The following is a 23,868-nucleotide window of genomic DNA, read 5'->3' as shown; positions in this document are numbered from 1 at the left end:
TCACGCGTCGGGCGGCACGCCGAGCAGCGGCAGCGTCGCGCCGACGATGCCCGAGAACACCGGCCCCGCCACCGTGCCGCCGTAGTAGGTGCCGCCCGTGGGCTCGTCGATCATCACGGCGACGATCACGCGCGGATCGCTCATCGGCGCGATGCCGACGAACGACGCGCGGTACTTGTTCGCCGCGTAGGAGCGCCCGATCTGCTTGCGCGCGGTGCCGGTCTTGCCGCCGACGCGATAGCCCTCCACCGCCGCCGCGCGCCCGGTGCCGTGATCGCCGATCGCCATTTCGAGCATCTCGCGCACGGCCTTCGCGGTGGCCGGCTTCGTGACCTGCAGCGGCTCGCGGCGCGTTTCGCGGTGGATCAGCGTGGCCGCGTGAAAGCGCCCGTCGCCGGCGTAGGCGGTGTAGATCTGCGCGATCTGCACGAGCGACAGCGACATGCCGTAGCCGTAGGCCATCGTCGCCTGCTCGATCGGCTTCCAGCGCTCGGGCGCGCGCAGACGCCCCGTCGCCGCGCCCGGAAAGGTCAGCTCGGGCGCGCGGCCGATGCCGTATTCGCGATACTTGTCCCAGATCGTCTGCGCGGGCAGTTGCAGCGCGAGCTTCGTGAGCGCGATGTTGCTCGACATCTGCACCGCCTGCGCCACGGTGATGACGCCGTGGTTCGACGTGTCGTGGATGACGTTGGGGCCCAGCTTGAAGCTGCCCGGCCCGGTATCGATGCGCGTATCCGGCCGAACCTTGCCGAGATCGATCGCGAGTGCCGCGACGAGCGGCTTGATCGTCGAGCCGGGCTCGAAGGTGTCGGTGAGCGCGCGGTTGCGCAACTGCTCGCCGGTGAGACGCGCGCGATCGTTCGGATCGAAGCTCGGATAGTTGGCGAGCGCGAGCACTTCGCCGTTCTTCGCGTCGAGCACGACGACACTGCCCGCCCGCGCCTTGTGCTTCGCGATCGCCGCCTTCAGCTGCGCGTGCGCGAGCTGCTGGATGCGCCGGTCGATCGTCAGTTGAATGGTTTCGCCGTTCTGCGGCAGGTCGATCTCGCCGATCTGCGACACGATGCGCCCGAGCCGGTCGCGGATCACCTCGCGCTGGCCCGCTTCGCCGGTGAGACGCGCATCGGCGGCGAGCTCGACGCCTTCCTGACCGTGATCCTCGTTGTTCGTGAAGCCGACCACATGCGCCGCCGATTCGCCCTCGGGATAGAAGCGCTTCGTGTCCGGCACGAGCGTGATGCCCGCGCGCCCGATGGTCGCGATGCGCTCGGCGGTTTCCGCTTCCACCTGACGTTTCAGCAGCACGAACGCGCGGTTTCCGTCGATGCGCCGCTGCAGATCCTTCGGCGGCATGTCGAGCAGACGCGCGATCTCGTTGCCGTGGTCGCCGTCGAAGAGCCTGGGCGTCGCCCACACTTCGTAGGTGGCGAGGCTCACGGCGAGCATCGCGCCGTTGCGATCGACGATGCGCCCGCGCGTCGCCGAGAGCGCCAGCGTGCGCTGATAGCGCTTCTGGCCTTCGCCGATATAGAACTTGTGATCGATGACCTGCACCCAGAGCGCGCGCCCGGCGAGCGCCATGAAGGCCGCCGTCACGCCGATGATGACGAGGCGCGAACGCCACGCGGGCAACTGGGTTGCGAGCACCGTGCTGCGATGATGCGTCTGGAAATCGCTGCCGCCGCGCGTCTTCTTCTTGAACATCGTGGTCTTGTGATTAAGCTTGGTTGTGCCGGGGGACGCGTCGGGGACGCGTTTATGGCAGGCGTGCGAGGGCGGCGTCGAGATCGGCGCCATCCGGCAGACGAATGCCGAGCTCGTTTTCGAGCACGCGGCGCAGGTCGGCCGCGTCCGCGAGTTCGCAGTGGACGGTGCCTTCGCGTTCGTCGTGCGCCGAGAAACGCCGGTTGAAAAGGCCGTAGCGCTTGCCCGGCGCGAGGCGCGCGGCAAGCAGGTTGTGCACGAATATCGACTGCGGATATGTCGACACGAAATGGTTGGCCATTTCGTAGTCGGCGTCATACTGCGGGTCGAGGTCGAAGCGGTAGACGCTCGTCCATGCGCCGTTCACGAGCGCCTGCAGGATGGTGCTGCGCGGCTCGCCGCCGGCATCGTCGAGACGGAACACGCCGTGGGGCGTGATCTGCTCGAGGCCCGTTTCGAACGCGAGCGGCGCGGAAAGCGTCATGCCGCCGAAGCCGACATCGGCGAGGAAGGGGCCTTCGTCGAGATCGACGACGAGCAGCATGTGCGTGCGCCCCGGCATGCCCGAGGACGCGTCGCGGCCCCACAGGACGCGAGCCGCGTAGCTGCGCACGCGAAAGCCCAGCGTCTGAAGCACGCTGCGAAACAGCAGGTTGTGTTCGTAGCAGTAGCCGCCGCGCCGCGCGACGACGAGCTTGCGCTGGATGGATGCGGGATCGAGCAGGATGGGGCGGCCGAGCAGCACATCGAGATTTTCGAAGGGGATGGCCTGGGGATGCAGCAGGTGCAGCGCGCGCAGCGTGTCGAGCGTGGGCTCGGGGCGCGAGCGGCCCCCGAAGCCGATGCGCTCGAAGTACGCGTCGAGGTCGATGAAAGTTTCGTGTGCGTTCATGTGGAATCCCGGCCGGAGTCGTGCGATGTCGTAATGTCCGCGAGCACAGTCGCAAGCGCGCATATTTTACGACACGAAAGCTTATAAATTACAAACAGCATACGTTTTTGTCGCGCGGCCTTGCGGCGCGGCATCCGAATGAACTGTGCCGCATCGAAGAAGGTCTTTCCAGGTTCAGCGCAACTGACAAGGGGCGACACGCCATGCCGAAAGAATCGAACGAAGCGAATCCATCGAACGCAGCGGATCAGGCGAAGCCGGCGAGCGCGACATGCGCCGGCAAGCATCCCGCGCCACCTTGCACGCTTGTGATCTTCGGGGCGGGCGGGGATCTGACCAAGCGGCTTCTGATGCCGTCGCTCTACAACCTTTCCGCCGACAAGCTGCTCGACGGCAGCATGGAAATCATCGGCGTGAATCACGGCGAGCGCGAGACGTCCGACTGGCGCGACGAACTCACGCAGTCGCTGCGCAAGTTCGCCGCGGACAAGGCCGCGACCTTCCATACGTCGCAACTGGACGAGGACGCGTGGAACTGGGTCGCCGGGCGGCTCGAATATTTTCCGGGCGAGTTCGAGGAAGACGAGACCTTCGCGCGGCTCAAGGCGCGGCTCGAGAAGGCGAAGTCCGGCAACGTCGTGTTCTACCTCGCGGTGGGCGCGCGCTTTTTCACGCCGATCGTCGAGCATCTCGGCGCCGCGGGCCTGCTCGAGGAGAAGGACGGCAACTTCAGGCGGCTCGTGATCGAAAAGCCGTTCGGCAGCGATCTGGCGTCGGCGCGGGCGCTCAACGCCTGCATCCTCAGGTATGCGGACGAATCGCAGGTGTATCGCATCGATCACTTTCTCGGCAAGGACACGGTGCAGAGCATTCTCGCCGTGCGCTTCGCCAACGCGATGTTCGAGCCCGTGTGGCGGCGCGAGTACATCGACAACGTGCAGATCACGGCGGCCGAGACGATCGGCGTGGAGGGGCGCGGACCGTTCTACGAGCATACGGGCGCGTTCCGCGACATGCTGCCGAACCATCTGTTCCAGCTGCTCGGCATGGTGGCGATGGAGCCGCCCAATTCGTTCGATGCCGAATCCGTGCGGGACAGGAAAGCCGAAGTCTTCGATGCGTTCCGTCCGCTCACGCCGAACGATGTCGTGCTCGGCCAGTACGAAGCCGGGCCTGCCGGGGCGGGCTACAAGGAAGAGCCCGGCGTCGACAGGGACAGCCGCACCGAGACTTATGCGGCGGCGCGCGTGTATGTCGAGAACTGGCGCTGGGCCGGCGTGCCGTTCTATCTGCGCACCGGCAAGCGGCTCACGGAACGGCGCACGGAAATTTCCGTGCAGTTGAAGGCCGTGCCGTTTCTGATGTTTCGCGACACACCCGTCGATGCGCTCACGCCGAACGTGTTCACCTTGCGCATCGATCCGGCGCACGGCACGGGTTTCGACTTCAACGTGAAGGTGCCCGGCCCGTTGATGCAGATCGGCAAGGTGCGCTCGGCGTTCAACTACGCGGATTTCTTCGCGGAGCGCGCGAACGTCGGCTATGAAACGCTGCTCTACGACTGCATGCTCGGCGACGCGACGCTCTTCCAGCGCGCGGACAGCATCGAGACGGCGTGGGCCGCGGTCGATCGCGTGCTGCATCCGGAGAGTCCGCTTCCCGTGCACGGCTACGCGGCGGGCAGCGCGGGACCGGCCGAAGCGGACCGCCTGCTGGCGCAGGACGGCCGCGCGTGGCGCTCGCTGACCGATACGCGCAAGACGGACTGAACGCATCCAACGACGAGCAAAACCAGAGGACAACGAGCGTGAGAACAGAATCGAAAACCAGACAGAAGACCCACGTCACGGCGGACAAACTCGCGATCAAGGCCGAGCGCATTCTCGCGATCGATATCGGCGGCACGGGGCTGAAGGCGGCCGTCATTTCCGAGGACGGCGAGATGAAGAGCGACCGCCTGCGCGTGGCGACGCCGCATCCGGCGAAGCCCGACGTGGTCGTCGAGACGCTCGTCGGGCTCGTCGCGCCGATCGTCGCCGAGCCGCCGACGCATATCTCCATCGGCTTCCCGGGCGTCGTGCGCGACAACGTCGTGCTGACCGCGCCGAATCTCGGCACGCCGGCGTGGCGCGGCGTGCCGCTCGCGGAACTGATCTCCGGGCGCCTCGGCGGCATGCCCGCGCGCATGATCAACGACGCCGAGATGCAGGGGCTCGCGGCGATCGAAGGGCGCGGCATCGAACTGGTCCTGACGCTCGGCACCGGCGCGGGCACCGCGCTCTTTCGTGACGGCGAGCTGATGCCGCATCTGGAGCTCGCGCATCATCCGGTCGCGAAGGACAAGACCTACGACGAATACATCGGCAACGCGGCGCGCGAGAAGGCGGGCAAGAAGCGCTGGAGCCGGCGCGTGGAGAAGATCATCGGCATCCTCGCGACGCTCGTGAACTACGACCGGCTCTGGATCGGCGGCGGCAACGCGGCGCACATCAAGTTCAAGCTGCCGGACAACGTGGCGATCGTGTCGAACGCGGCGGGCATCGAAGGCGGCGCGCGGCTGTGGCACCCGCGCTCGGTGCGCGAGACGCGGCAGTTGCCGCATTTCACCCGGCATGAAGGGGCGGCCCGATGAACGCCATCGGCAAATACGGCCTGCACAGCGCGACCGGCGACGGCGCCGCGGCCTTCGAAGCGCTCGCGAAGGCGGAACTCGTCGTCACCGATTGCGACGGCACGCTGCTCTACACCGACAAGGCGCTGGGCGATCCCGCGAAGGACGCCGTGCGCCGCCTGCAGGCGGCGGGCGTGCGCTTCACGGTCGCGAGCAGCCGGCCGGGCAAGGGCATGCGGCATATCGTCGAAGCGCTGTCGGTCGACATGCCCTACGCGTCGTACAACGGCGGCAGTCTCGTCAGGCCGCGCACGTGGGAAGTGCTGTCGTCGCACAAGCTGCCGCGCGAGGTCGTGCAGACGTCGCTCGAAGCGCTCGCTGCCGCGAACGTCGACGCGTGGGTGTTCATCGACGATGCCTGGTATCTGACGAATCCCGGTGGCACTTACGTGCCGCTCGAGACGCGCACGGTCGGCTATGAAGGCGTGCTCGTCACGCGCTTCGACGACGTCGATCTCGATGCGGTCGATAAAATCGTCGGCTCGACGGCCGATACGGCGCTGCTCGCGCGCGTCGAAAGCGGCTTGCAGAAGCAGCTCGAAGGGCGCGGCCATGCGGCGCGTTCGCAGACCTACTACCTCGATATCACGAGCCTCGAAGCGAACAAGGGCACCGCCGTGCGCGAGCTCGCGCAGCTCGCGAACGTGCCGCTCGAGCGCGTGGCCGTGCTCGGCGACATGGGCAACGATGTGGCGATGTTCGAGATCGCGGGCGTGTCGATCGTGATGGGGCAGGCGTCGGACAGCGTGCAGCGTCGCGCGAGCCTGGTCTCGAAGAGCAACGACGAGGACGGCTTCGCGATCGGCATCGACGCGCTGCTCGCTGCTCGCGGCGCGTGCTGAAGGCTGAGGCAGGAAGGAGGGCATCGACGCGTGGCGCAGCCGGTGCGGCGATGCGCGAGGCATGCGGCCGCGTCGAAGTTGGGTGATCCGCGAGGTGGTTCAGGGGCGTGCGCTGCGGATCGGGCTCACGCTCATGACGGATACGACAGAGAGAATGCGGCGTTCAGCGACGGCGCATCGGTGCACGCGGGGCGCCGCCGCCTGCGCGCTCGTCCTTGTGACGGAAGTTGATGCGGCCCTTGGTCAGGTCGTACACCGACAGCTCCAGCGTCACGCGGTCGCCGGCGAGAATACGGATGTGGTTCTTGCGCATGCGGCCCGAGGCGTACGCGCCCACGACGACGCCGTTGTCCAGCGTCACGCGATAGCGGCTGTCGGGAAGCACTTCGTCAACGATACCGTCGAGTTCGATGAGTTCTTCTTTCGCCATATGGGGCTCCTGTGTTGAGTTGTAGTGGGTGCTGCCGCGCATCGTGCAGAGTGTGCAGAACGCGCGTTTCACGCCAATGAACGATCCTGCGAGGCTGCCCGGAAGCAACGTCGCGCGGCTCATGAAAGGCGAAGCAAAAGCGTGGCCTGGCACGTCCGGCACGTTGAACAACGTGCGATCGGAGCGCGCCGCGTCTCTCTTCAGGCTCGTCGTGAGCTTGACGGCATAGGCTGGACGACAGGGCGAACCGCGCAGGCGGCACGCCGTGGCCGGCATGACCGGGACGGCGACATCGGCGAACAGCAAGGCCGACGTGCGGTTTGAATCGGAAAAGCGACGTGTGCTGCGATGAAGCTGCGGAAGTGAGCGCGTCTGCCGTGCGCTTACGTCATATAAGGTCGATGGCCGATTTTGCAAGCCAAACCGGTATTCTCGCGCAAATCGTTTGATTAGACAACGAATTTCGCCTGAAGGTTCCTGAAAGGGACTTTTTCTGCTACAGCCAGCCGGCCTTCTTGAAGCGCCAGTACAGCACGACGTCCACGACCAGCATGACGGCGAGACAGGTCGGATAGCCATAAACCCAGTCGAGCTCCGGAATCGACTTGAAGTTCATGCCGTAGATGCCGGCGATCATCGTCGGCACGGCGAAGAGGGCGGCGAACGAGCCGAGACGCTTGGTCACCTCGCTTTCCGCCAGTGCGATGAGACCGAGATTCACCTGGATCGCCGTGACGATCATTTCGCGCCGTCCCTCGATCGTCTTCACGATGCGCAGCAAATGGTCGTAGACGTCGCGGAAGTATTCCTGCATGCCCGAACAGACGCCCGGCGAGCGCCCGCCATACAGTTTGCTGACGGCTTCGAGCAGCGGCGCCGTGTGATGCTGCAGGATCGTCATGCGGCGCTTCAGCGAATACAGATCCTCGATGATCTCGCGCGATTCCACCGAGCCCTTCTGCTCGAAGATGCGCTCCTCCACTTCGTCGACTTCGGCGCCGAGCGTTTCGAGCACGGGAAAGTATCGATCGACGACGGCATCGAGCAGTGCGTACATCACGAAGGCCGGCCCGTGCTTGAGCAGATGCGGCTCGCGCTCGCAGCGCTTGCGCACTTCCTGAAAGCCCTGCGTCGTGCGGTTGCGCACCGAAAGCACGTAGTTCCTGCCGACGAACACGTTCATCTCGCCGACGAGCACTTCGCCTTCTTCATCGAACTCGACGGTATGAAAGACCGCGAACAGGGAATCGCCGTATTCCTCGATCTTCGGCCGCTGATGACCGTGCTGCGCATCCTCGACCGCCAGTTCGTGCAGGCCGAACTGTTGCGTCATGTGCGCGAGCTCGCCGGGTCCGGGCTCCTTCAATGCAACCCAGATGAAAGAATCGGGCAGATCGCGATACGAGTTGATATCGTCGATAAGCACGTCCGCGAGCTTTCGGCCGTTCTGATAAGCCGCGCAATTGACCAGCATGGGGCGCCCTTTTTATTCATTTCGATGTCACCGGCCACGCGTCGATGGGCGCTCGAAATCGCGTGATTCGCGGGGCGCGAGCGCGTGGCCTCCATCCTTCGAATCTTAGCTGGACAGACGCGCTGTTGCCAACGAGCGCGGGTAGAGCCGCGCTCGTTGCCCGCGGTCAGTTCGTGACGTAGTCGACGCCATATTCCGGCGGCGCCGGCAGCGACGGGACATGCGCGGACTGCGAATCGATCTTGGTGAGTTTGCCCTCCACCGTCGCGCCGATATCCATGCGCAATTGCTGATAGTAGATGTTGCCCAGCACACGCGCGTTGGACTGGAGTTCGACGAAGTGCCCGACGGTCACATCGCCCGTGACGCAGCCGTTGATGATGACGTCGTAGGCGCTCACGTTGCCGCGAATCGCGCCCTGATCGCTCACGACGAGCAGCGTCTCTTCGCCGGGGCGGCCCGCCACGTTGCCTGTGACCTGGCCGTCCATGCGCAGGCCTTCGCTGAACTCGAGATCGCCCGAGATGTGAACGTTATGCGCGACGAGCGTCGCGAGCTTGGCGAGCTTGACGCTATGGGGGTCTTTCTTCGATGAGAACATGTCGAATCCTTGTGATGCGGTGAAGGGTTGCGCGAAGCGAGAGCGTGAAGCACACGCTGCTCAATCGGGTTTGTGCTGTTTCTTGAGAAAGGCGAGATCGGTTTGCAGGCGCTGGATTTCGGCGGCGCTGTCGGTGACGCGCTGCGTGAGGGCCGCGCGGCTGGCCGCTTCCTGGTCGAGCGCGAGCTGCGCGTGGGCGAGCTGCTCGCGCAGCTTCTGCTCGGAGACGGGCGGCGCGCAGAGCGTGTCGAGCTTGCGCACGTCTTCGTGCGAGCGCTTGAGCGCGAGGCCCGCGGCGCCGAGCGCGGCGATGGCGCACACGGCCGCGATCGAGCCCAGCCAGAGGCTCGCGCCGCGCTTGGGCGTGAGCGAATAGGACTGGCGAGTGAGTTGCAGCGACCGCCGCTTCGAATCAGCTTTGCGCATTCGGCTTGCGCTTGAAGAGCGCGAGATAAGGAGTGGGATTGAGCTGCGCACCGTCGACGATCACTTCGAAGTGCAAATGCGGGCCGGTGGAGCGTCCGGTCGACCCGACCTCCGCGATCTCCTGCCCGGGCATCACGTAGTCGCCGGTCCGCACGAGGAGGCGCGACGCATGTCCGTAGCGCGTCACCATGCCATTGCTGTGACGGATGTCGACCGCATTGCCGTAGCCGCTGCGCTCCCCGGCCTGCACGACGCGTCCGCCCGCGCTGGCGAGGATAGGCGTGCCGGTGGGCGCCACGAGATCGAGTCCGGGATGAAAGCTCAGATGACCGGTGAACGGATCGTACCGATTGCCGTAAGGCGAGCCGCTGCGCGCCGCCGGCGCCGGATTGCGGCCGGGAAACGCCATGTACGACGCATAGTGGGCGAGCGTCTGCGTCTCCAATTGCGACACCTGATCGTTCAGGCAATCGATGATGCGCTGCGTGCTCTTCAGGCGTTGGCGCGACGAACCGCCGTTGGCGCGCTCGACATCGCACAGGCGGGGCGGCAGCGCCGGGCCGCCGGCGCCGTCGAGCGGCGCCGCGGGCTCTTCGCTGTCGGGCAGCGGCGGCACGTCGTGCACGCCGGATGGCCCGTTCGTGCCGTGCGCGGCCTTCAGATGTTCGTCGAAGTCGTGCAGCTCGTTGACTTTCGCGGACAGCCCCTCGACGCGCGGCGTGAGCTCGATCAGCGAGGCGTTGATACGGCCGAGCTCTTCGATTTCATAGGAGCGGCGCGACATCAGCGCCTGCTCCTCGCCGAGATGGCTGCGCGCGAACACGGTGCCGATCGCGATGCCGAGCGCGAGCGCGGCGATCAGCAGCGTGATCGCGCCGACGATGGCGATCGTGCGCGCCGTGCGCGCCTCGACGAAGCGGATGCGCTGGTGGGACATGGTCCGCCGTGACCAGATGACGAAAGCCATCAGCGCGCGGGGCGGCCCGAAAGGCCGGCAAGGAAAAAACTAAAATAAATCACGGGGATGCAGTGTGCCGCGCTCTCCACGGCAAACGAGGAAACTGGGCGGCGATTATGCCGTACCCTTTGCGCGCCGTTCGTGTTTTCAGCAGGATATCGAAGCAAAATTACATGATCTTATCGAGTCAAATTTTGTCGCGGGGCGCGGGCGTGGATTCGCTAGCACGTTTGCCGCGCTTTCGCTGTCAAATTACTTCGATCTTTCAGGATCACTTGACGTCGACCCACGCCATGTGGGTGCCGTCTCCCATCAAAAAGGCGCGGTTCGCCTCGGCCGCCGCGCGCAGATAGTCCCAGACGGCCGTGATGCGCTTCAGTTTGCGCAGATCCTCGCGGCATGACAGATAGAAGGCGCGCGTCACGACGATCTCGTCGGGCAGCACCGGCACGAAGCGCGGATCGGGCGAGGTCATGAAGCACGGCAGAATCGCGAGCGCGCGGCCCTGCAGCGCCGCGAAGTACTGCGCGATCGCGCTCGTACTGCGCCAGCGCGACTCCGCGCCCGGCACCGCGCGTTCCAGATACAACAGCTCGTAGCTGAACGCGAGGTCGTCGATATAGCTTGCGAAGCGATGACGGCGCAGGTCGTCGGTCGTGCGGATCGGCTCGTGCGTTTCCAGATAGTCGGCGGTCGCATAGAGCTTCAGCCGGTAATCGCAGAGCTTCGTGTAGACATACTGACCCTGCTCGGGCCGCTCCAGCGTCACCGCGATATCCGCCTCGCGCTTCGAGAGGCTCACGAAGTGCGGCACCGGCAGCAGGTCGATGGAAATGTTCGGATGCGCGTCCTGAAAACGCGCGAGCTGCGGCGCGAGAAAGAAGCAGCCGAAGCCTTCCGTCGAGCCGACGCGCACGTGCCCCGACAGCGCGTGTCCCGTGTTGGCGATCTGCTCGGTCGCGGACTGCACCGTCGTCTCGATCGAATCGACGAAGCCGAGCAGGCGCTGGCCCTCGGCGGTCAGAATGAATCCGCCGCTGCGCGACTTGTCGAACAGGAGCGTGCCGAGCGCGTCCTCGAGCGCGCGCACGCGCCGCGCGACCGTCGTGTAATCGACGCCCAGGCGCTTGGCCGCGCCGCTCGCGCGCTGCGTCCGGGCGACTTCGAGGAAAAAGCGCAGATCGTCCCAGTTGAGCCGGGCGAGGTCGAGCTTGCCGGTGTTTTGCATGGCCTGTTTTTGCATATCGATCGGGTATTTTTATAGTGCCATGATGGACTTTTGCATAACTATACTCAAGGAAACGAGCCTGCCAAGCCGCAGGCCGATTTCTTATAAACGGAGACGCCATGCCTTTTCCTCGGCGCCGCAACAGGCGTTTGCAGCGCGTCTTCGCTTCCCATCCCTTCCGCACGTTGCATCTTTCCAATCAAGGAGTGACTCGTGAATATCGCTGCTGAACATCCGGCGCAGAGTGCGTCCGTCCGTACGGCCAAGCTGCTCATCGACGGCCAGTTCGTCGATTCGAAGACGACCGAGTGGCGGGACATCGTCAATCCGGCGACGCAGGAAGTGGTCGGCCGCGTGCCCTTCGCGACGATGGATGAAGTGAACGCCGCCGTTGCCGCGGCGCACAAGGCGTTTCAGACCTGGCGCACGACGCCGCTCGGCACGCGCATGCGCCTGATGCTCAGGTTCCAGGATCTCGTGCGCCAGAACCAGAAGCGCATCGCGCAAACCTTGACCGCCGAGCAGGGCAAGACGCTCGCCGATGCCGAGGGCGACATCTTCCGCGGCCTCGAAGTCGTCGAGCACGCGTGCTCGATCAGCACGCTGCAGCAAGGGGAATTCTCGGAGAACGTCGCGGGCGGTGTGGATACGTACACGCTGCGTCAGCCGATCGGCGTCTGCGCGGGCATCACGCCGTTCAACTTTCCCGCGATGATCCCGCTATGGATGTTCCCGATGGCCATCGTCTGCGGCAATACGTTCGTGCTCAAGCCATCGGAACAGGACCCGCTTTCGACGATGGAGCTCGTCGAGCTTGCGCTCGAAGCGGGCATTCCGGCGGGCGTGCTCAATGTCGTGCACGGCGGCAAGGAAGTCGTCGATGCCATCTGCACGCATCCCGATATCAAGGCGATTTCGTTCGTCGGCTCGACGGCCGTCGGCACGCACGTCTACAACCTCGCGAGCCAGCACGGCAAGCGCGTGCAATCGATGATGGGCGCGAAGAATCACGCCGTCGTGCTCCCCGACGCCAACAAGGAGCAGACGCTCAACGCGCTCGCGGGCGCGGGCTTCGGCGCGGCGGGTCAGCGCTGCATGGCGACATCGGTGGCGGTGTTCGTCGGGGCGTCGAAGGATTGGGTGCCTGAACTGGTCGAGAAAGCGAAGACGCTCAAGGTCAACGGCGGCACGGAGCCGAATACGGATGTGGGGCCGGTCGTGTCGAAGGCGGCGAAGGAGCGCATCCTCGGGCTGATCGGGAAGGGCGTGGAAGAGGGCGCGACCCTCGCGCTCGACGGCCGCGATGTCGACGTGAAGGGCTACGAGAGCGGCAACTTCATCGGCCCGACGATCTTCACGAAGGTCGATACGGACATGTCGATCTACAAGACCGAAATCTTCGGCCCGGTGCTGTGTGTGGTCGAAGCGGACACGCTCGACGATGCCATCGCGCTCGTCAACCGCAATCCGATGGGCAACGGCGTCGGCCTCTTCACGCAGAGCGGCGCGGCGGCGCGCAAGTTCCAGAGCGAGATCGACATCGGCCAGGTGGGCATCAACATTCCGATTCCGGTGCCGGTGCCGGCGTTCAGCTTCACGGGCTCGCGCGGCTCGAAGCTCGGCGATCTCGGGCCGTACGGCAAGCAGGTCGTGCAGTTCTACACCCAGACGAAGACCGTGACCGCGCGCTGGTTCGACGACGCCACCGTGAACGACGGCGTCAACACGACCATCGCGCTGCGCTGAAAAGGAGAACGAGATGCGTATCGGCTTTATTGGTCTCGGCCACATGGGCGGCCCGATGGCCGCGAACCTGCTGAAAGCGGGGCACGCGGTCACCGCGTTCGATCTCGTGCCCGCCGCGCTCGAAGCGGCGAAAGCGGCGGGCGCGACGCTTGCCGCCTCGCCGCGCGCGGCTGCCGAAGGCGCGGAAGTCGTCATCACGATGCTTCCTGCGGCGCAGCATGTGAAGGCAGTCTATCTGAACGATGACGGCGTGCTCGCCGGTGTCGCGAAGGGCGTGCCGCTCGTCGACAGCAGCACGATCGACCCGGCGACGGCGAAGCTCATCGCCGAAGCGGCGGCGAAGCAGGGCAATCCGTTCGCGGATGCGCCGGTGTCGGGCGGTGTCGTCGGCGCGCAGGCGGGCACGCTGACTTTCATGGTCGGCGCCGACGAAGCGCTCTTCGAGACATTGCGTCCGGTCTTGTCCGGCATGGGCAAGAATATGGTGCGCTGCGGCGAAACCGGAACGGGGCAGATCGCGAAGATCTGCAACAACCTGCTGCTCGGGATTTCCATGATCGGCGTCGCGGAGGCGATGAAGCTGGGCGAAACGCTCGGCATCGATCCGACGAAACTCGCGAGCATCGTCAATACATCGACGGGACGTTGCTGGAGCTCGGATACGTGTAATCCCTATCCGGGAATCGTCGAAACGGCGCCTGCTTCGCGCGGCTATTCGGGCGGCTTCGGCGCGGATCTGATGCTGAAGGATCTCGGCCTCGCCGTCGATGCGGCACGCGGCGCGAAGCAACCGGTTTTCATGGGCGCGCTGGCACAACAGTTGTATCAGTCGATGAGCCAGCAAGGACTCGGCGGACTCGATTTTTCGGGCATTATCAAGCTGTACGCGAAGAACTGAAATCCGCGAAATAAATCAAATAAGGGATTGATTCGGCACGCACGCGCGTGCCGAATTCAAGGGCCGGATATAACTGCTTTATTCAGTTGCGCTGCACAATACCGTGCGTGTACTCCATCTCTGATAAAGACCATCGGGAATACGATGATTCGCTTTCCCGAAAATTGTCCTATTCTGAAAGCACGACGCCCGTCTGCCGTTCACTCAGAACGCTCCGGTTGCGCCACGGTGCAGGTAGAACGCCCGTCGTTTTCGGGCACTCAGATGAGGAGTACGCGATGCAAGTAACACGTCACTTAAATATGGAATTGCGGCACGCCACGGTGCCGACTTATGTAGCCAGCTATTTCTTCCCGTTGCTGCTATTGGCATACGAAGCTTGGCGAGTGGGTTCCTGGGTCGCGGTGAACGGCTTCAACTTCATGAACTTCAACTCGATGGGTTATGAGTTCGCGTTGATGATTGCCGTGTTCTGTATGCAAATCATCGTGGAAGTCGCGTTCCTCGCGGGTGCCGTTCTGACGAAGCACAAGGATGTCGGCCATCGGCTGGCCAATCTTTTGCTCGGGCTTTTCTGCTCGATGGTGGTGCTGGGCTTCGACCTCGCGCTGCAATATGGCTTGAGCGGAAGCTAAGTCGTAGCGAAAGCCTTGTTTGATTCGGAAGACGAAACGCCGGTTGCCCGCAACCGGCGTTTTTCTTTTTTAGCATCCTGCCGCGCTCGGCAGCGCGGGCGGCGTTTCGGACCGTTCCTCGTAGCACTTTCTGTCCGCGTCCTTCAGCGCGCTGCGCAAGCCTTCTTCGACCACCGGATGATAGAAGGGCAGCTTGAGCGCTTCGTCCAGCGTGAGCTCGAGTTGCAATGCCCAGGCGAGCAGATGCCCGATGTGCTCCATCGCCGGGCCGCAGCCTTGGGCGCCGCGCAGCTTGCCGGTTTTGGCATCGGCGTAGACATGCAGCAGGCCGCGATTCTGACGCATCACGCGACTTCGGCCCTGATTCTCGAAACTCACTTCGCCGGTCACCGTCATCTGCTTGTCGAGATCGTCGTACGATGCGCCGACGCTCACCGCCTGCGGCTCGCTGAACACGATGGAAAACGGCACTTTGCGCCTGATCGCCCGCACGTCGGGGAAGCGCGCCGCGTTGTCGCCGGCGAGCTTGCCTTCATCGGCCGCGTCATGAAGCCACGGGCGCGTGCCGTCGCAATCGCCCGCGATGAAAATCGCACTTTTGCCGCACTGCATCGTGGCTTCGTCGAATAGCGGCACACCCTTTTTGTTCAGTTCGATGCCGGCATGTTCGAGCGCGAGCGGCTTCAGGTTCGGCGCGCGGCCCGTCGCGGCGAGCACGAGATCGAAGCGCTCGACATGCGCGCGTCCGTCCGGCGACGTGAAACGCAGCGTCGGCTGGCCATTTTCAAGCGACATCCCTTCGAACTTCGCGTCGGGATCGAAGTAGAACTCGTCGGCGAGCGCGGCGGCGAGCGTGTCGCGCACGGGCGTGTCGGTGAGCGCCGCGACGTGGCCGCCCTTGCCGAACATGAAGACTTCGACACCGAGCCGCGCGAGCGCCTGCCCGAGTTCCAGCGCGATCGGCCCCGCGCCGAACACCGCGACGCGCTTCGGCAGCGTGCGCAGTTCGAAGAGATCGTCGCTCGTGATGAGCTTGTCGCCGAACACCTTGAGCTCGTCGGGCACGACAGGCGCCGCGCCCGTCGCGATCACGATGCTTTTCGCCTCGACGCGCGCAGCGTCGCCGACGATGAGCCGCGTCGCCGTTTCGAAGCGCGTCTGTCCGCGCAGCAGCATGCCGCCGGGAAGCGCTTCCATTTCGTCGAGCACGCCCTTGACGAAGTAGTCGCGTTCGCGCCGCACATAGTCGAGCACATGCGCGTAGTCCGCTTCGAGCGCATGCGTGCCTTCGATGCCGCGCGGCGCGAGCGCCTGGGCATCGTGCAGGCCGTTGGCCGCCGCGAGCAGCAGCTTCGACGGCATGCAGCCGACGCGCGCGCAGGTCGTGCCGAGCTCGCCGCTTTCGATGAGCACCGCGCTCACGCCCGCGATCCGCGCCGCGCGAAACGCGGCCATGCCCGCGGTGCCCGCGCCGATCACGGCGACGTCCACCTTGATGTCGTTCATCCCGTTTCCCGTTCGATTCGTGTTGCGCGCGGGATCAGCCGTTGTCCGCGAATCCCGGATAGAGCGTCATGCCGCCATCGACGAAAAGCGTCGTGCCGACGACGTAATCGCTATCGTCCGACGCGAGCCACACCGCCGCGCGGCCGATATCCTCGACCTCTCCGACGCGTCCATAGGGAACCAGCGTCAGCAGCTTGTCGAGCTTCTCCTGCGTGTCCCATGTATCCCTGTTGATCGGCGTGCGGATCGCGCCGGGCGCGATGCCGTTCACGCGGATGCGCAGCGGCGCGACTTCCTGCGCGATCGTCTTCATCATCATCTGGATGCCGCCCTTCGACGCAGCGTAGTTCACGTGTCCCGCCCACGGAATGACTTCGTGCACCGAACTCATGCAGAGGATCTTGCCGAGCGCCTTCGACACGCCGCGCATGCCGCGCCGCTCGAACTCGCGCACCGCGCGCTGCGCCGTCTGAAATTGCCCGGTCAGATTCGTTTCGATGACGGTCTTCCAGTCCGCGAGCGTGAGCGCGGTGAACTTCGCGTCCTTCTGCAAACCCGAATTCGCGACGACGATATCGACGGTGCCGTAGCGCTTCACGACGGCATCGAACATCGCGTCGACCTGCGTTTCGTCGGACACATCCGCGCCGACGGCGAACGCCTCGCCGCCTTTCGCGGTGATCGCGGCGGCGAGCTTTTCGGCGGGTTGCGCATGCGAGTGATAGTTGATGGCGACGTGCGCGCCCGCATCGGCCAGCGCCGTCGCGACGCCCGAGCCGATGCCCGAGCTCGCGCCCGTCACGAGCGCGATCTGCCCTGCGAGGGGTTCGTGCATGTCCGTTCTCGTGTGAGGTTTCCCCGTGCGCGTCGCAAGATGCGCGCCCGCCGGATCTCACGCGCCGGGCAGCCCCTGATACACCTCCGCGTACTTGAGCGCGGCCGCTTCCCAGCCGAAGTTCCGGCCCATCGCGCGCTTGACGACGGCTTTCCATTCCGTGCGCCGCGCCTTGAGCGCGAAGGCCCGCCGGATCGCGCCGACGATGCCCGCGCGATCGAAGGTATCGAAGACGAAGCCGGTCGCGAGGTCGTCGGCGAGATTTTCGAGCGACGAATCGACGACGGTGTCGGCCAGACCGCCCACGCGATGCACGAGCGGCGGCGAGCCGTACGCGAGCGCGTAGAGCTGCGTGAGGCCGCACGGCTCGAAGCGCGACGGCACCATCACGATATCGCTGCCCGCGATGATCGAATGCGACAGCGCCTCGTCGAAACCGAGCTCGACCGCGACGGCGCCCGGATGCGCCGCCGCCGCGTTCTTCATGCCGTTTTCGAGCGCGGGGTCGCCGGTGCCGAGCACGACGAGCTGCCCGCCGCGCTGCACGATATCGGGCACGGCCGAGAGCAGCAGATCGAGCCCCTTCTGCTCGGTCAGCCGGCTGACGACGCCGAAGAGCAGCGCGTCGTCCTCGCGCGCGAGGCCCATGCGTTCCTGCAGCGCGGCCTTGCATTTCGACTTGCCCGACACTTTCGACGCGGTGTATTTCGCCGCGATGGTTTCATCGGCGGACGGACTCCAGATCGAATAATCGACGCCGTTCAGAATGCCGGTGATGTCGTGCGTGCGCGTCTGCAGGAGGCCGTGCAGCCCGGCGCCGTGAGCCTGCGTCTGGATCTCTCGCGCGTAGGTCGGGCTGACCGTCGTGATGCGGTCGGCATAGTAGAGGCCCGCCTTCAGGAACGAGACGTGGCCGTAGAACTCCACGCCTTCCATCGCGTAGAAATCGGCCGGCAGTTGCAGCGCGCCGAACTCCGACGCGGGAAACGTGCCCTGGTACGCGAGGTTGTGCACGGTCATCACGCTGCCGACCTGCGCCGCGCCGCCGCGCTGGAACGCGCGCAGATAGGCCGGCGCGAGTCCCGCGTGCCAGTCGTGCGCGTGCACGATCTGCGGCTTCCACGACGGATCCGCGCCCGTCGCGATGCGCGCCGCGGCCCAGCCGAGCAGCGCGAAGCGGCGGTCGTTGTCGGCGTAAGGGCGATGCCCGCCATCGAGATACGGATTGCCGGGACGGTCGTAGAAGCGGTCCGCGCGCACCACATACACGACGACGCCGTGCGGCTGCAAGACACCGCGCTCGAGCTGCACGTTGCCCGCGCCGAACGCGCCGCCCAGATCGGCGACGGGCTCGAGGTCCGCGAGGCCCGCGAGCACGGCGGGAAAGCCCGGCAGCACGACGCGCGCGTCGGTGCCCAGTTGCGATTGCGCGGGCGGCAGCGCGCCGACTACATCCGCGAGGCCGCCGGTTTTCAACAGCGGAAACATTTCTGCTGCGGCATGCAGCACGCATACGGTCATCGGCGCTCCCGTCGATTGATTTTGGTGTCGATGTCTATCGCTGCGACAAGCGCGCCAGCGCGTCGCGCGTGATGAGCGTCACGCCGGTTTCCGTGCGGAAGAAGCGCTCGGCGTCGTCGTCCGGATCCTCGCCGACCACGAGCCCTTCGGGCACCGTGCAGCCGCGGTCGATCACGACCTTCTGCAGCCGGCAACTCGGCCCGATGGTCACCTGCGGCAGCACGACCGCCTCATTGATGTTGCAGAACGAGTGCACCCGCACCGCCGACGAAAACACCGACTTCGAGACCTGCGATCCCGAGATCACACAGCCGCCGCACACGAGCAGATTCGTGATCGCGCCTTGCTGGCCGTTAAGGTCGCGCACGAACTTGCCGGGAGGCAGTTGTTCCTGGTTGGTCCAGATCGGCCATTTCCGGTCATACAAATCGAGCTCCGGAATCGTCGATGCGAGATCGAGGTTCGCGGCCCAGTACGCATCGACGGTGCCGACGTCGCGCCAGTACGCGGGCGCTTCGGGATCGCTGCTCGACGTCACGCACGACATGCCGAACGGATGCGCGATGGCTTTGCCCGTCGTCACGACGCGCGGAATGATGTCCTTGCCGAAGTCGTGATCCGTGTTCGACGTCTCGATGTTCTCCTGCAGCATGTCGTAGAGATACTTCGCGCTGAACACGTAGATGCCCATGCTCGCGAGCGCGATGTCGGGCTTGCCGGGCATCGCGGGCGGATCGGCGGGCTTCTCGAGGAAGTCGGTGACGCGGCGGTTTTCATCGACGTGCATCACGCCGAACGCGACCGCATCCATGCGCGGCACCTCGATGCAGCCGACCGTGCAGTCCGCGCCGCTCTCCACATGGTCGAGCACCATGCGCGTGTAATCCATCTTGTAGATGTGGTCGCCCGCCAGCACGATGACGAACTCCGGCCCGATCGAGCGCACGATGTCGAGGTTCTGGTACACGGCGTCGGCGGTGCCGCGATACCAGCTCGAATCGACGCGCTGCTGCGCCGGCCAGATATCGATGAACTCGTTGAACTCGCCGCGCAGGAAACCCCAGCCGCGCTGCAGATGGCGGATGAGCGAGTGCGCCTTGTATTGCGTGACGACGGCGATGCGGCGAATGCCGGAATTGAGGCAGTTGGACAGCGCGAAGTCGATGATGCGGTACTTGCCGCCGAAGTGAACGGCCGGCTTCACGCGCTTGTCGGTGAGCGGGCCGAGGCGGGTGCCGCGCCCGCCGGCGAGAACGATTGCGAGGGTCGACTTCTGCAAATCGGTGCGATTCTTGGACAGCGTCTCCATGCCAGCCTCCTGATTTGACCTGCGACTATTGATGTATTGCCGTGTGTTCGTCCTCGTATGCCTGTTTCGTACGATGCGTGCGGCGCGGCGGCCAGGATGGCGCGGCGCGTTTTCGTCGTTGAAGCATTATCCGGCGCGCGTTCAAATTCGTGTACTCAAGTCGCTCGTTTTTTTCGCCGGATGCTGCATGCGGATCGGCCGGTGCGGATCGAGCAAGCCGCGTGCCGAACGCGAACGGCCGTGCCGCGCGTGATGCGTGAAAGCGTCGCGGTGTTGCAGCCGCGCGACCTTTTGGGCGTCTATCGATCGCATTGCTCGACAAAACGCGTCCGCGCAATTTATAACGAGCACGCCATGCCGCAGTGCGTCGAGGCGCGGCACAATACGAAGGTTGTCATGCGCGTGAAGGGGCGAGCGCGGGCCGTCTTCCACGAACGCGGCGTGCGCGCTGCGCTGCACGACTTCCGCGAAGCCAAACGTTTCACCTGACCGGACACGATCCATCGGGAATCAGAACATGAACAACGTCCTGAGCATTCAATCGCATGTGGTGTTCGGCCATGCGGGCAACAGCGCGGCGGTCTTCCCGATGCGGCGTCTCGGCGTCAACGTCTGGCCGCTCAACACCGTGCAGTTCTCGAATCACACGCAATACGGCCGCTGGACCGGCAGCGCGTTCGACGCCGAGGAACTGCAGAACGTGATCGAAGGCATCGGCGCGATCGGCGTGCTCGCGCGCTGCAACGCGGTGCTGTCCGGCTATCTCGGCGCGCCGGAGCAGGGCCGCGCGGTCGTCGAGATCGTGAAGATGGTGAAGGCGGTGAATCCGCGCGCGCTCTATTTCTGCGATCCGGTGATGGGCCAGACGGGCGGCTGCACGGTCGCGGCCGGCATCGAGGATTACCTCGTCACGACGATGCCCGGAATCGCCGACGCGATCATGCCCAACCACGTCGAGCTGGAGAAGTTCGTCGGGCGCACCATCGAGACAGTGGAGGAAGCCGTCGACGCATGCCGGGAAGTAATCGCGCGCGGGCCGCGCATCGTGCTCGTGAAGCATCTGCTCGATCGCAACAGCCGCGCCGACACCTTCAACATGCTCGCCGTCACGCCGACCGAAGCATGGTTCGCGCAGCGCCCGCTCTATCCGTTCGCGCGGCAGCCGGTGGGCGTCGGCGATCTGACGAGCGCGGTGTTCGTCGCGCGCACCTTGCAGGGCGATTCGCTGCGCAACGCGCTCGAGCACACGCTCGCGGCGGTCAATGCCGTCGTCAGGGCCACTTACGATGCGGGGCGCTATGAGCTGGAGATCGTCGCGTCGCAGGACGAGATCGCGAAGCCCACCGACCGTTTCCCCGCCATCCGCGTGACCGGCACCGAACTGGTCAGGGGCAGCTAGGCCGTTGCGTCGCCCGTTTCCATGCATCCGAAGCGCCAGGACAAGCGCCGTGTCGCCGCGAGCAGCGCACGCGCGAGCGGGCCGTCCGCGGCGCTGTCGAAGCCGCCCGCCGAGCCGATCAGCGCGATCACGAGGCACACGCTGCCGGTGTGATCGAACACGGGCGCGGCCAGCGTATGGATGCCGGGCACCGGCGCGCCGAGGGCGGTGTCGAGGCCGCATTTCCTGATGTCATCGAGGCGCGCCGGGTCCGGCTTCGCGCCCTTCGTTCCGGCGAGCCGGATGCCGTCCTGCTCCATCAGGCTCGCGAGCATGTCGGCGGGCAGATACGCGGCGTACACCCGTCCGATCGCCGTATTCACGAGCGACATCGCCGTGCCCACGCGCAAGCTCACGTGCTGCGGCCGCGCCGATTCCTCCAGCCGGATCACGGTCGGACCGAGCGGTCCGAGCGCGGCGGCAGCGACCGTCATCGACGTGCTCGCCGCCAGCGCGACGATCTCCGCTTCGGCGTCGCGGATCGGCGAAAGGCGTTGCAGCGCGATGAGCCCGAGCTCGCGGCTCAACTGACCCGCGTGGAAGAGACCCGCGTCGTCGCGCGCGAGCAGGCCGACCTTCACGAGACTCACCAGATGCGCGAACGCCTTCGCGGGCGGCATGCCGGCGGCGGCGGCGAGATCGCGCAGCGTGAGCGGCCTGCCCGCCGCGACCAGCGCGCGCAGGAGCTCGCCCGTCGCGTCGAGCGCGTTGATGCCGCGCTGCGGCCTCGCGTCTTCTTCGAACGTCGTCATGAAAGCAGTCCGGTGATGTCGCGTGCGGCATCTCTCAAGGCGCGCGCGAGCGGGCCTTCCCAGCCGACGTCGCACAGCCCCGTCGGGCCGATGGCCGTCAGCGCGAGCTGCATCCGATGCGCGCCGTCGAACACCGGCACGCTCATGCTGCTGACGCCCGGACTCGGCGCATCGACGCTGCGTTCGATGCCGCGCGCGCGGATCGCGTCGATGCGCGCGGCCATGTCGGGCGCGACGGCTTCCTGCTGATGCGCGAGCATCGCGGTGACGCGAGCTTCGTCGTCGAAGGCGCGGAACACGCGGCCCGTCGACGTCGCCGAAAGCGACATCACCGTGCCGACGTGCAGATTCACATGCAGCGGATGTCCGCCGCGCTCGTAGCGCACGATGGTCGGCCCCTGCGGCCCGGCGACGCTCACCGCGACGCTCATGCCCGTCGCGAGCGCGAGCGCCGATACACACGGCGCGGCCGCGCGGTATGCCGGCTGATGCTCCAGATTCAACAGGCCGAGCCGGAGCGAAAGCGGGCCCGGCTCGTAGTTGCCGGTGAGCGCGTCGCGTTTGACGAGCCCGAGCCGCGTGAGGCTCACGAGGTACGTGTGCGCCTGCGCGGTCGACAGTCCGGCGGCGTCGGCAAGCGCGCTCAACGCGAGCGGCTCGCGTCGCGCGGCGAGCGCCGCGAGCAGACGCGCCCCGACTTCCACGCTCTGGATGCCGCGCTGCTTTTTTTCTTCGCCGGATTCAGAATGAACCAAGAGCACTCCGCGATCGATGAAAGTGAACGAGTGGCAGATGTTAGCCGAGCCGGCACCCTCCGATGAAGCGATTCGGTATTTACCCGTAATTTGCAAATAGCAAGCGAGCTTGCTGTTGACAAAAATCGGCGCCGCGCCGATCATCCACCCATCCCCACGAGAATGGAAGCGAGACACGACCATGGCAAAGGCATTCGCATCGCAGGCCGATCTGGAAGAGAAGAAGATCACCTTCACGCAGCTCTCCGAGAACGCATACGCATACACGGCGGAGGGCGACCCGAACTCCGGCGTCATCATCGGCGATGACGGCGTGTTGATCGTCGACACGACCGCCACGCCCGCGATGGCGCAGGACCTCATCGCGAAGATCCGCAGCGTCACCGACAAGCCGATCAAGTACGTCGTGCTGTCGCATTACCACGCGGTGCGCGTGCTCGGCGCGTCGGCGTATTTCGAGGAAGGCGCGCAGCAGGTCATCGCGAGCCGCGGCACATATGAAATGATCGTCGAGCGCGGCGAGCAGGACATGAAATCGGAGATCGAGCGCTTTCCGCGTCTGTTCGCTGGTGTGGAGACAGTGCCCGGCCTCACGTGGCCGACGCTCGTCTTCGAGAAGGAAATCACGCTGTGGCTCGGCAAGCTCGAAGTGAAGATCGCGCATCTCGGCTCGGGCCACACGAAGGGCGACACGGTCGTCTGGCTGCCGTCGCAGAAAGTGCTGTTCTCGGGCGATCTCGTCGAATACGACGCCGCCTGCTATTGCGGCGACGCGCAGCTCGAGGAATGGCCCGCGACGCTCGAAGCGCTGCGTGCGTTGAAGGCGGAAAAGCTCGTGCCGGGCCGCGGCCCCGCGCTGCTGTCGCCGGCCGAAGTGGACAAGGGCCTCGACTACACGAAGGACTTCGTCACGACGCTGCTGCAGGCGGGCCGCGAAGCCGTCGCCGACAAGCTCGACCTGAAAGGCTCGATGGCGCACACGCGCAAGTCGATGGATCCGAAGTTCGGCCACGTCTTCATCTACGAGCACTGCCTGCCGTTCGACGTCTCGCGCGCCTACGACGAAGCGAGCGGCATCAAGCATCCGCGCATCTGGACGGCCCAGCGCGACAAGGACATGTGGGCTGCCTTGCAGGACTGACCCTCGTCTCGCGCGGCGCGTACTGAAACGCGCCGCGCTTTCTTCTCTTTTCTCTTCAGGCAAAAGGCGCGCTCAAGACGCCGGCCTTCTCACGCCCATCTGGAGC

Annotated in this window: 21 protein-coding genes and 1 pseudogene; 9 read left to right on the top strand and 13 right to left on the bottom strand. The window is 65.4% G+C overall.

Annotation, left to right across the window (positions count from 1 at the left end; all coding sequences use genetic code 11):
* Positions 1-1,704: a peptidoglycan D,D-transpeptidase FtsI family protein gene (locus AWB78_RS08430; protein ID WP_062604234.1), complete on the bottom strand. Its 1,704-nt coding sequence runs from the start codon at positions 1,702-1,704 to the stop codon at positions 1-3.
* A 52-nt stretch (positions 1,705-1,756) separates the two neighbouring features.
* Positions 1,757-2,596, bottom strand: coding sequence for an arylamine N-acetyltransferase family protein (locus AWB78_RS08425; protein ID WP_062604110.1), 840 nt, complete (start codon positions 2,594-2,596; stop codon positions 1,757-1,759).
* Between the two features lie 203 nt (positions 2,597-2,799).
* Between AWB78_RS08425 and zwf the strand changes: the two genes are divergently transcribed.
* The 3 genes from zwf to AWB78_RS08410 are packed head-to-tail and all read left to right on the top strand — an operon-like array spanning position 2,800 to position 6,109.
* Complete coding sequence (gene zwf, locus AWB78_RS08420; protein WP_062604233.1) at positions 2,800-4,365, top strand: glucose-6-phosphate dehydrogenase; 1,566 nt, start codon at positions 2,800-2,802, stop codon at positions 4,363-4,365.
* Positions 4,366-4,403: 38 nt separating this feature from the next.
* Positions 4,404-5,228, top strand: a complete 825-nt coding sequence (locus AWB78_RS08415; RefSeq protein ID WP_062604232.1) for an ROK family protein — start codon at positions 4,404-4,406, stop codon at positions 5,226-5,228.
* Positions 5,225-6,109, top strand: coding sequence for a Cof-type HAD-IIB family hydrolase (locus AWB78_RS08410; RefSeq protein WP_062604109.1), 885 nt, complete (start codon positions 5,225-5,227; stop codon positions 6,107-6,109). The genes AWB78_RS08415 and AWB78_RS08410 overlap by 4 nt, the downstream gene beginning before the upstream one ends.
* 163 nt (positions 6,110-6,272) lie before the next feature.
* On the opposite strand, the gene infA is transcribed toward AWB78_RS08410, so the two are convergent.
* The 6 genes from infA to AWB78_RS08375 all read right to left on the bottom strand — a co-directional run bounded on the left by infA (position 6,273) and on the right by AWB78_RS08375 (position 11,226).
* Positions 6,273-6,539 (bottom strand): translation initiation factor IF-1, encoded by a 267-nt coding sequence (gene infA, locus AWB78_RS08405; RefSeq protein WP_006999277.1) that lies wholly within the window; start codon positions 6,537-6,539, stop codon positions 6,273-6,275.
* Positions 6,540-7,035: 496 nt separating this feature from the next.
* Complete coding sequence (corA, locus tag AWB78_RS08395) at positions 7,036-8,013, bottom strand: magnesium/cobalt transporter CorA (protein WP_062604107.1); 978 nt, start codon at positions 8,011-8,013, stop codon at positions 7,036-7,038.
* A gap of 166 nt (positions 8,014-8,179) precedes the next feature.
* On the bottom strand, positions 8,180-8,614 hold the full coding sequence (locus AWB78_RS08390) for a bactofilin family protein (protein WP_062604106.1): 435 nt from the start codon (positions 8,612-8,614) through the stop codon (positions 8,180-8,182).
* A gap of 60 nt (positions 8,615-8,674) precedes the next feature.
* Complete coding sequence (locus AWB78_RS08385) at positions 8,675-9,040, bottom strand: hypothetical protein (protein ID WP_062604105.1); 366 nt, start codon at positions 9,038-9,040, stop codon at positions 8,675-8,677.
* Positions 9,027-9,977, bottom strand: coding sequence for a M23 family metallopeptidase (locus tag AWB78_RS08380; RefSeq protein ID WP_232477644.1), 951 nt, complete (start codon positions 9,975-9,977; stop codon positions 9,027-9,029). The genes AWB78_RS08385 and AWB78_RS08380 overlap by 14 nt, the downstream gene beginning before the upstream one ends.
* Positions 9,978-10,269: 292 nt before the next feature.
* Entirely contained in the window at positions 10,270-11,226 is a 957-nt protein-coding gene (locus AWB78_RS08375) for a LysR family transcriptional regulator (protein WP_062604103.1), read from the bottom strand.
* A 213-nt stretch (positions 11,227-11,439) separates the two neighbouring features.
* On the opposite strand from AWB78_RS08375, the gene AWB78_RS08370 reads away from it, so the two are divergent.
* The 3 genes from AWB78_RS08370 (at position 11,440) to AWB78_RS08360 (ending at position 14,505) form a co-directional block, all read left to right on the top strand.
* The gene (locus AWB78_RS08370) at positions 11,440-12,972 is read left to right on the top strand and encodes a CoA-acylating methylmalonate-semialdehyde dehydrogenase (protein ID WP_062604102.1); all 1,533 of its coding nucleotides are present in this window, start codon (positions 11,440-11,442) and stop codon (positions 12,970-12,972) included.
* Positions 12,973-12,985: 13 nt separating this feature from the next.
* A complete protein-coding gene (gene mmsB, locus AWB78_RS08365; RefSeq protein ID WP_062604101.1) occupies positions 12,986-13,870 on the top strand; it encodes a 3-hydroxyisobutyrate dehydrogenase in 885 nt (294 codons plus the stop codon).
* Positions 13,871-14,148: 278 nt separating this feature from the next.
* Positions 14,149-14,505: a hypothetical protein gene (locus AWB78_RS08360; RefSeq protein WP_062604100.1), complete on the top strand. Its 357-nt coding sequence runs from the start codon at positions 14,149-14,151 to the stop codon at positions 14,503-14,505.
* Positions 14,506-14,574: 69 nt separating this feature from the next.
* Here the strand turns inward: AWB78_RS08360 and AWB78_RS08355 are convergent, their stop codons facing one another.
* From AWB78_RS08355 to glgC, 4 genes are read right to left on the bottom strand one after another with little or no spacing between them, the layout of a single operon-like run.
* The gene (locus AWB78_RS08355; protein ID WP_062604099.1) at positions 14,575-16,011 is read right to left on the bottom strand and encodes a dihydrolipoyl dehydrogenase; all 1,437 of its coding nucleotides are present in this window, start codon (positions 16,009-16,011) and stop codon (positions 14,575-14,577) included.
* A 34-nt stretch (positions 16,012-16,045) separates the two neighbouring features.
* Positions 16,046-16,846, bottom strand: coding sequence for an SDR family oxidoreductase (locus AWB78_RS08350; protein WP_062604098.1), 801 nt, complete (start codon positions 16,844-16,846; stop codon positions 16,046-16,048).
* A gap of 57 nt (positions 16,847-16,903) precedes the next feature.
* Positions 16,904-18,367, bottom strand: a complete 1,464-nt coding sequence (gene glgA / locus AWB78_RS08345) for a glycogen synthase GlgA (RefSeq protein ID WP_062604097.1) — start codon at positions 18,365-18,367, stop codon at positions 16,904-16,906.
* Positions 18,368-18,401: 34 nt separating this feature from the next.
* Positions 18,402-19,676, bottom strand: coding sequence for a glucose-1-phosphate adenylyltransferase (glgC, locus tag AWB78_RS08340; protein ID WP_062604096.1), 1,275 nt, complete (start codon positions 19,674-19,676; stop codon positions 18,402-18,404).
* A 96-nt stretch (positions 19,677-19,772) separates the two neighbouring features.
* On the opposite strand from glgC, the gene AWB78_RS46370 reads away from it, so the two are divergent.
* Both AWB78_RS46370 and pdxY read left to right on the top strand, forming a co-directional pair.
* The gene (locus tag AWB78_RS46370) at positions 19,773-20,165 is read left to right on the top strand and encodes a hypothetical protein (protein ID WP_157697437.1); all 393 of its coding nucleotides are present in this window, start codon (positions 19,773-19,775) and stop codon (positions 20,163-20,165) included.
* 28 nt (positions 20,166-20,193) lie between these two features.
* The gene (gene pdxY, locus AWB78_RS08325; protein ID WP_062604093.1) at positions 20,194-21,075 is read left to right on the top strand and encodes a pyridoxal kinase PdxY; all 882 of its coding nucleotides are present in this window, start codon (positions 20,194-20,196) and stop codon (positions 21,073-21,075) included.
* Here pdxY and AWB78_RS48240 read toward each other — a convergent pair.
* Positions 21,072-22,921 (bottom strand): annotated as a pseudogene (locus tag AWB78_RS48240) (IclR family transcriptional regulator). The gene pdxY and the pseudogene AWB78_RS48240 sit on opposite strands and share 4 nt — an antisense overlap.
* Here AWB78_RS48240 and AWB78_RS08310 point away from each other — a divergent pair.
* Positions 22,803-23,762 carry an MBL fold metallo-hydrolase gene (locus AWB78_RS08310; RefSeq protein WP_062604091.1) on the top strand — a complete coding sequence of 320 codons (960 nt, stop codon included), beginning with the start codon at positions 22,803-22,805 and terminating at the stop codon, positions 23,760-23,762. The pseudogene AWB78_RS48240 and the gene AWB78_RS08310 sit on opposite strands and share 119 nt — an antisense overlap.
* Positions 23,763-23,868: the final 106 nt, after the last annotated feature.

The sequence above is a fragment of the Caballeronia calidae genome, assembly GCF_900044055.2.
GTDB classification, from domain to species: Bacteria; Pseudomonadota; Gammaproteobacteria; order Burkholderiales; family Burkholderiaceae; genus Caballeronia; species Caballeronia calidae.
Note: the sequence above shows the minus strand (reverse complement) of the source record. Positions and strands in the feature narration are given on the sequence as shown.

What these genes read in the sequence shown, in the direction of transcription:
- AWB78_RS08390 (WP_062604106.1), bottom strand. Translation starts at nt 8,614, where the DNA reads ATGTTCTCATCGAAGAAAGACCCCCATAGCGTCAAGCTCGCCAAGCTC.
- zwf (WP_062604233.1), top strand. Translation starts at nt 2,800, where the DNA reads ATGCCGAAAGAATCGAACGAAGCGAATCCATCGAACGCAGCGGATCAG.
- AWB78_RS08430 (WP_062604234.1), bottom strand. Translation starts at nt 1,704, where the DNA reads ATGTTCAAGAAGAAGACGCGCGGCGGCAGCGATTTCCAGACGCATCAT.
- AWB78_RS08375 (WP_062604103.1), bottom strand. Translation starts at nt 11,226, where the DNA reads ATGCAAAACACCGGCAAGCTCGACCTCGCCCGGCTCAACTGGGACGAT.
- glgC (WP_062604096.1), bottom strand. Translation starts at nt 19,676, where the DNA reads ATGGAGACGCTGTCCAAGAATCGCACCGATTTGCAGAAGTCGACCCTC.
- AWB78_RS08355 (WP_062604099.1), bottom strand. Translation starts at nt 16,011, where the DNA reads ATGAACGACATCAAGGTGGACGTCGCCGTGATCGGCGCGGGCACCGCG.
- infA (WP_006999277.1), bottom strand. Translation starts at nt 6,539, where the DNA reads ATGGCGAAAGAAGAACTCATCGAACTCGACGGTATCGTTGACGAAGTG.
- AWB78_RS08310 (WP_062604091.1), top strand. Translation starts at nt 22,803, where the DNA reads ATGGCAAAGGCATTCGCATCGCAGGCCGATCTGGAAGAGAAGAAGATC.
- AWB78_RS08385 (WP_062604105.1), bottom strand. Translation starts at nt 9,040, where the DNA reads ATGCGCAAAGCTGATTCGAAGCGGCGGTCGCTGCAACTCACTCGCCAG.
- AWB78_RS08380 (WP_232477644.1), bottom strand. Translation starts at nt 9,977, where the DNA reads ATGTCCCACCAGCGCATCCGCTTCGTCGAGGCGCGCACGGCGCGCACG.
- glgA (WP_062604097.1), bottom strand. Translation starts at nt 18,367, where the DNA reads ATGACCGTATGCGTGCTGCATGCCGCAGCAGAAATGTTTCCGCTGTTG.
- AWB78_RS08425 (WP_062604110.1), bottom strand. Translation starts at nt 2,596, where the DNA reads ATGAACGCACACGAAACTTTCATCGACCTCGACGCGTACTTCGAGCGC.
- AWB78_RS08360 (WP_062604100.1), top strand. Translation starts at nt 14,149, where the DNA reads ATGCAAGTAACACGTCACTTAAATATGGAATTGCGGCACGCCACGGTG.
- AWB78_RS46370 (WP_157697437.1), top strand. Translation starts at nt 19,773, where the DNA reads ATGGCGCGGCGCGTTTTCGTCGTTGAAGCATTATCCGGCGCGCGTTCA.
- pdxY (WP_062604093.1), top strand. Translation starts at nt 20,194, where the DNA reads ATGAACAACGTCCTGAGCATTCAATCGCATGTGGTGTTCGGCCATGCG.
- AWB78_RS08410 (WP_062604109.1), top strand. Translation starts at nt 5,225, where the DNA reads ATGAACGCCATCGGCAAATACGGCCTGCACAGCGCGACCGGCGACGGC.
- AWB78_RS08350 (WP_062604098.1), bottom strand. Translation starts at nt 16,846, where the DNA reads ATGCACGAACCCCTCGCAGGGCAGATCGCGCTCGTGACGGGCGCGAGC.
- corA (WP_062604107.1), bottom strand. Translation starts at nt 8,013, where the DNA reads ATGCTGGTCAATTGCGCGGCTTATCAGAACGGCCGAAAGCTCGCGGAC.
- mmsB (WP_062604101.1), top strand. Translation starts at nt 12,986, where the DNA reads ATGCGTATCGGCTTTATTGGTCTCGGCCACATGGGCGGCCCGATGGCC.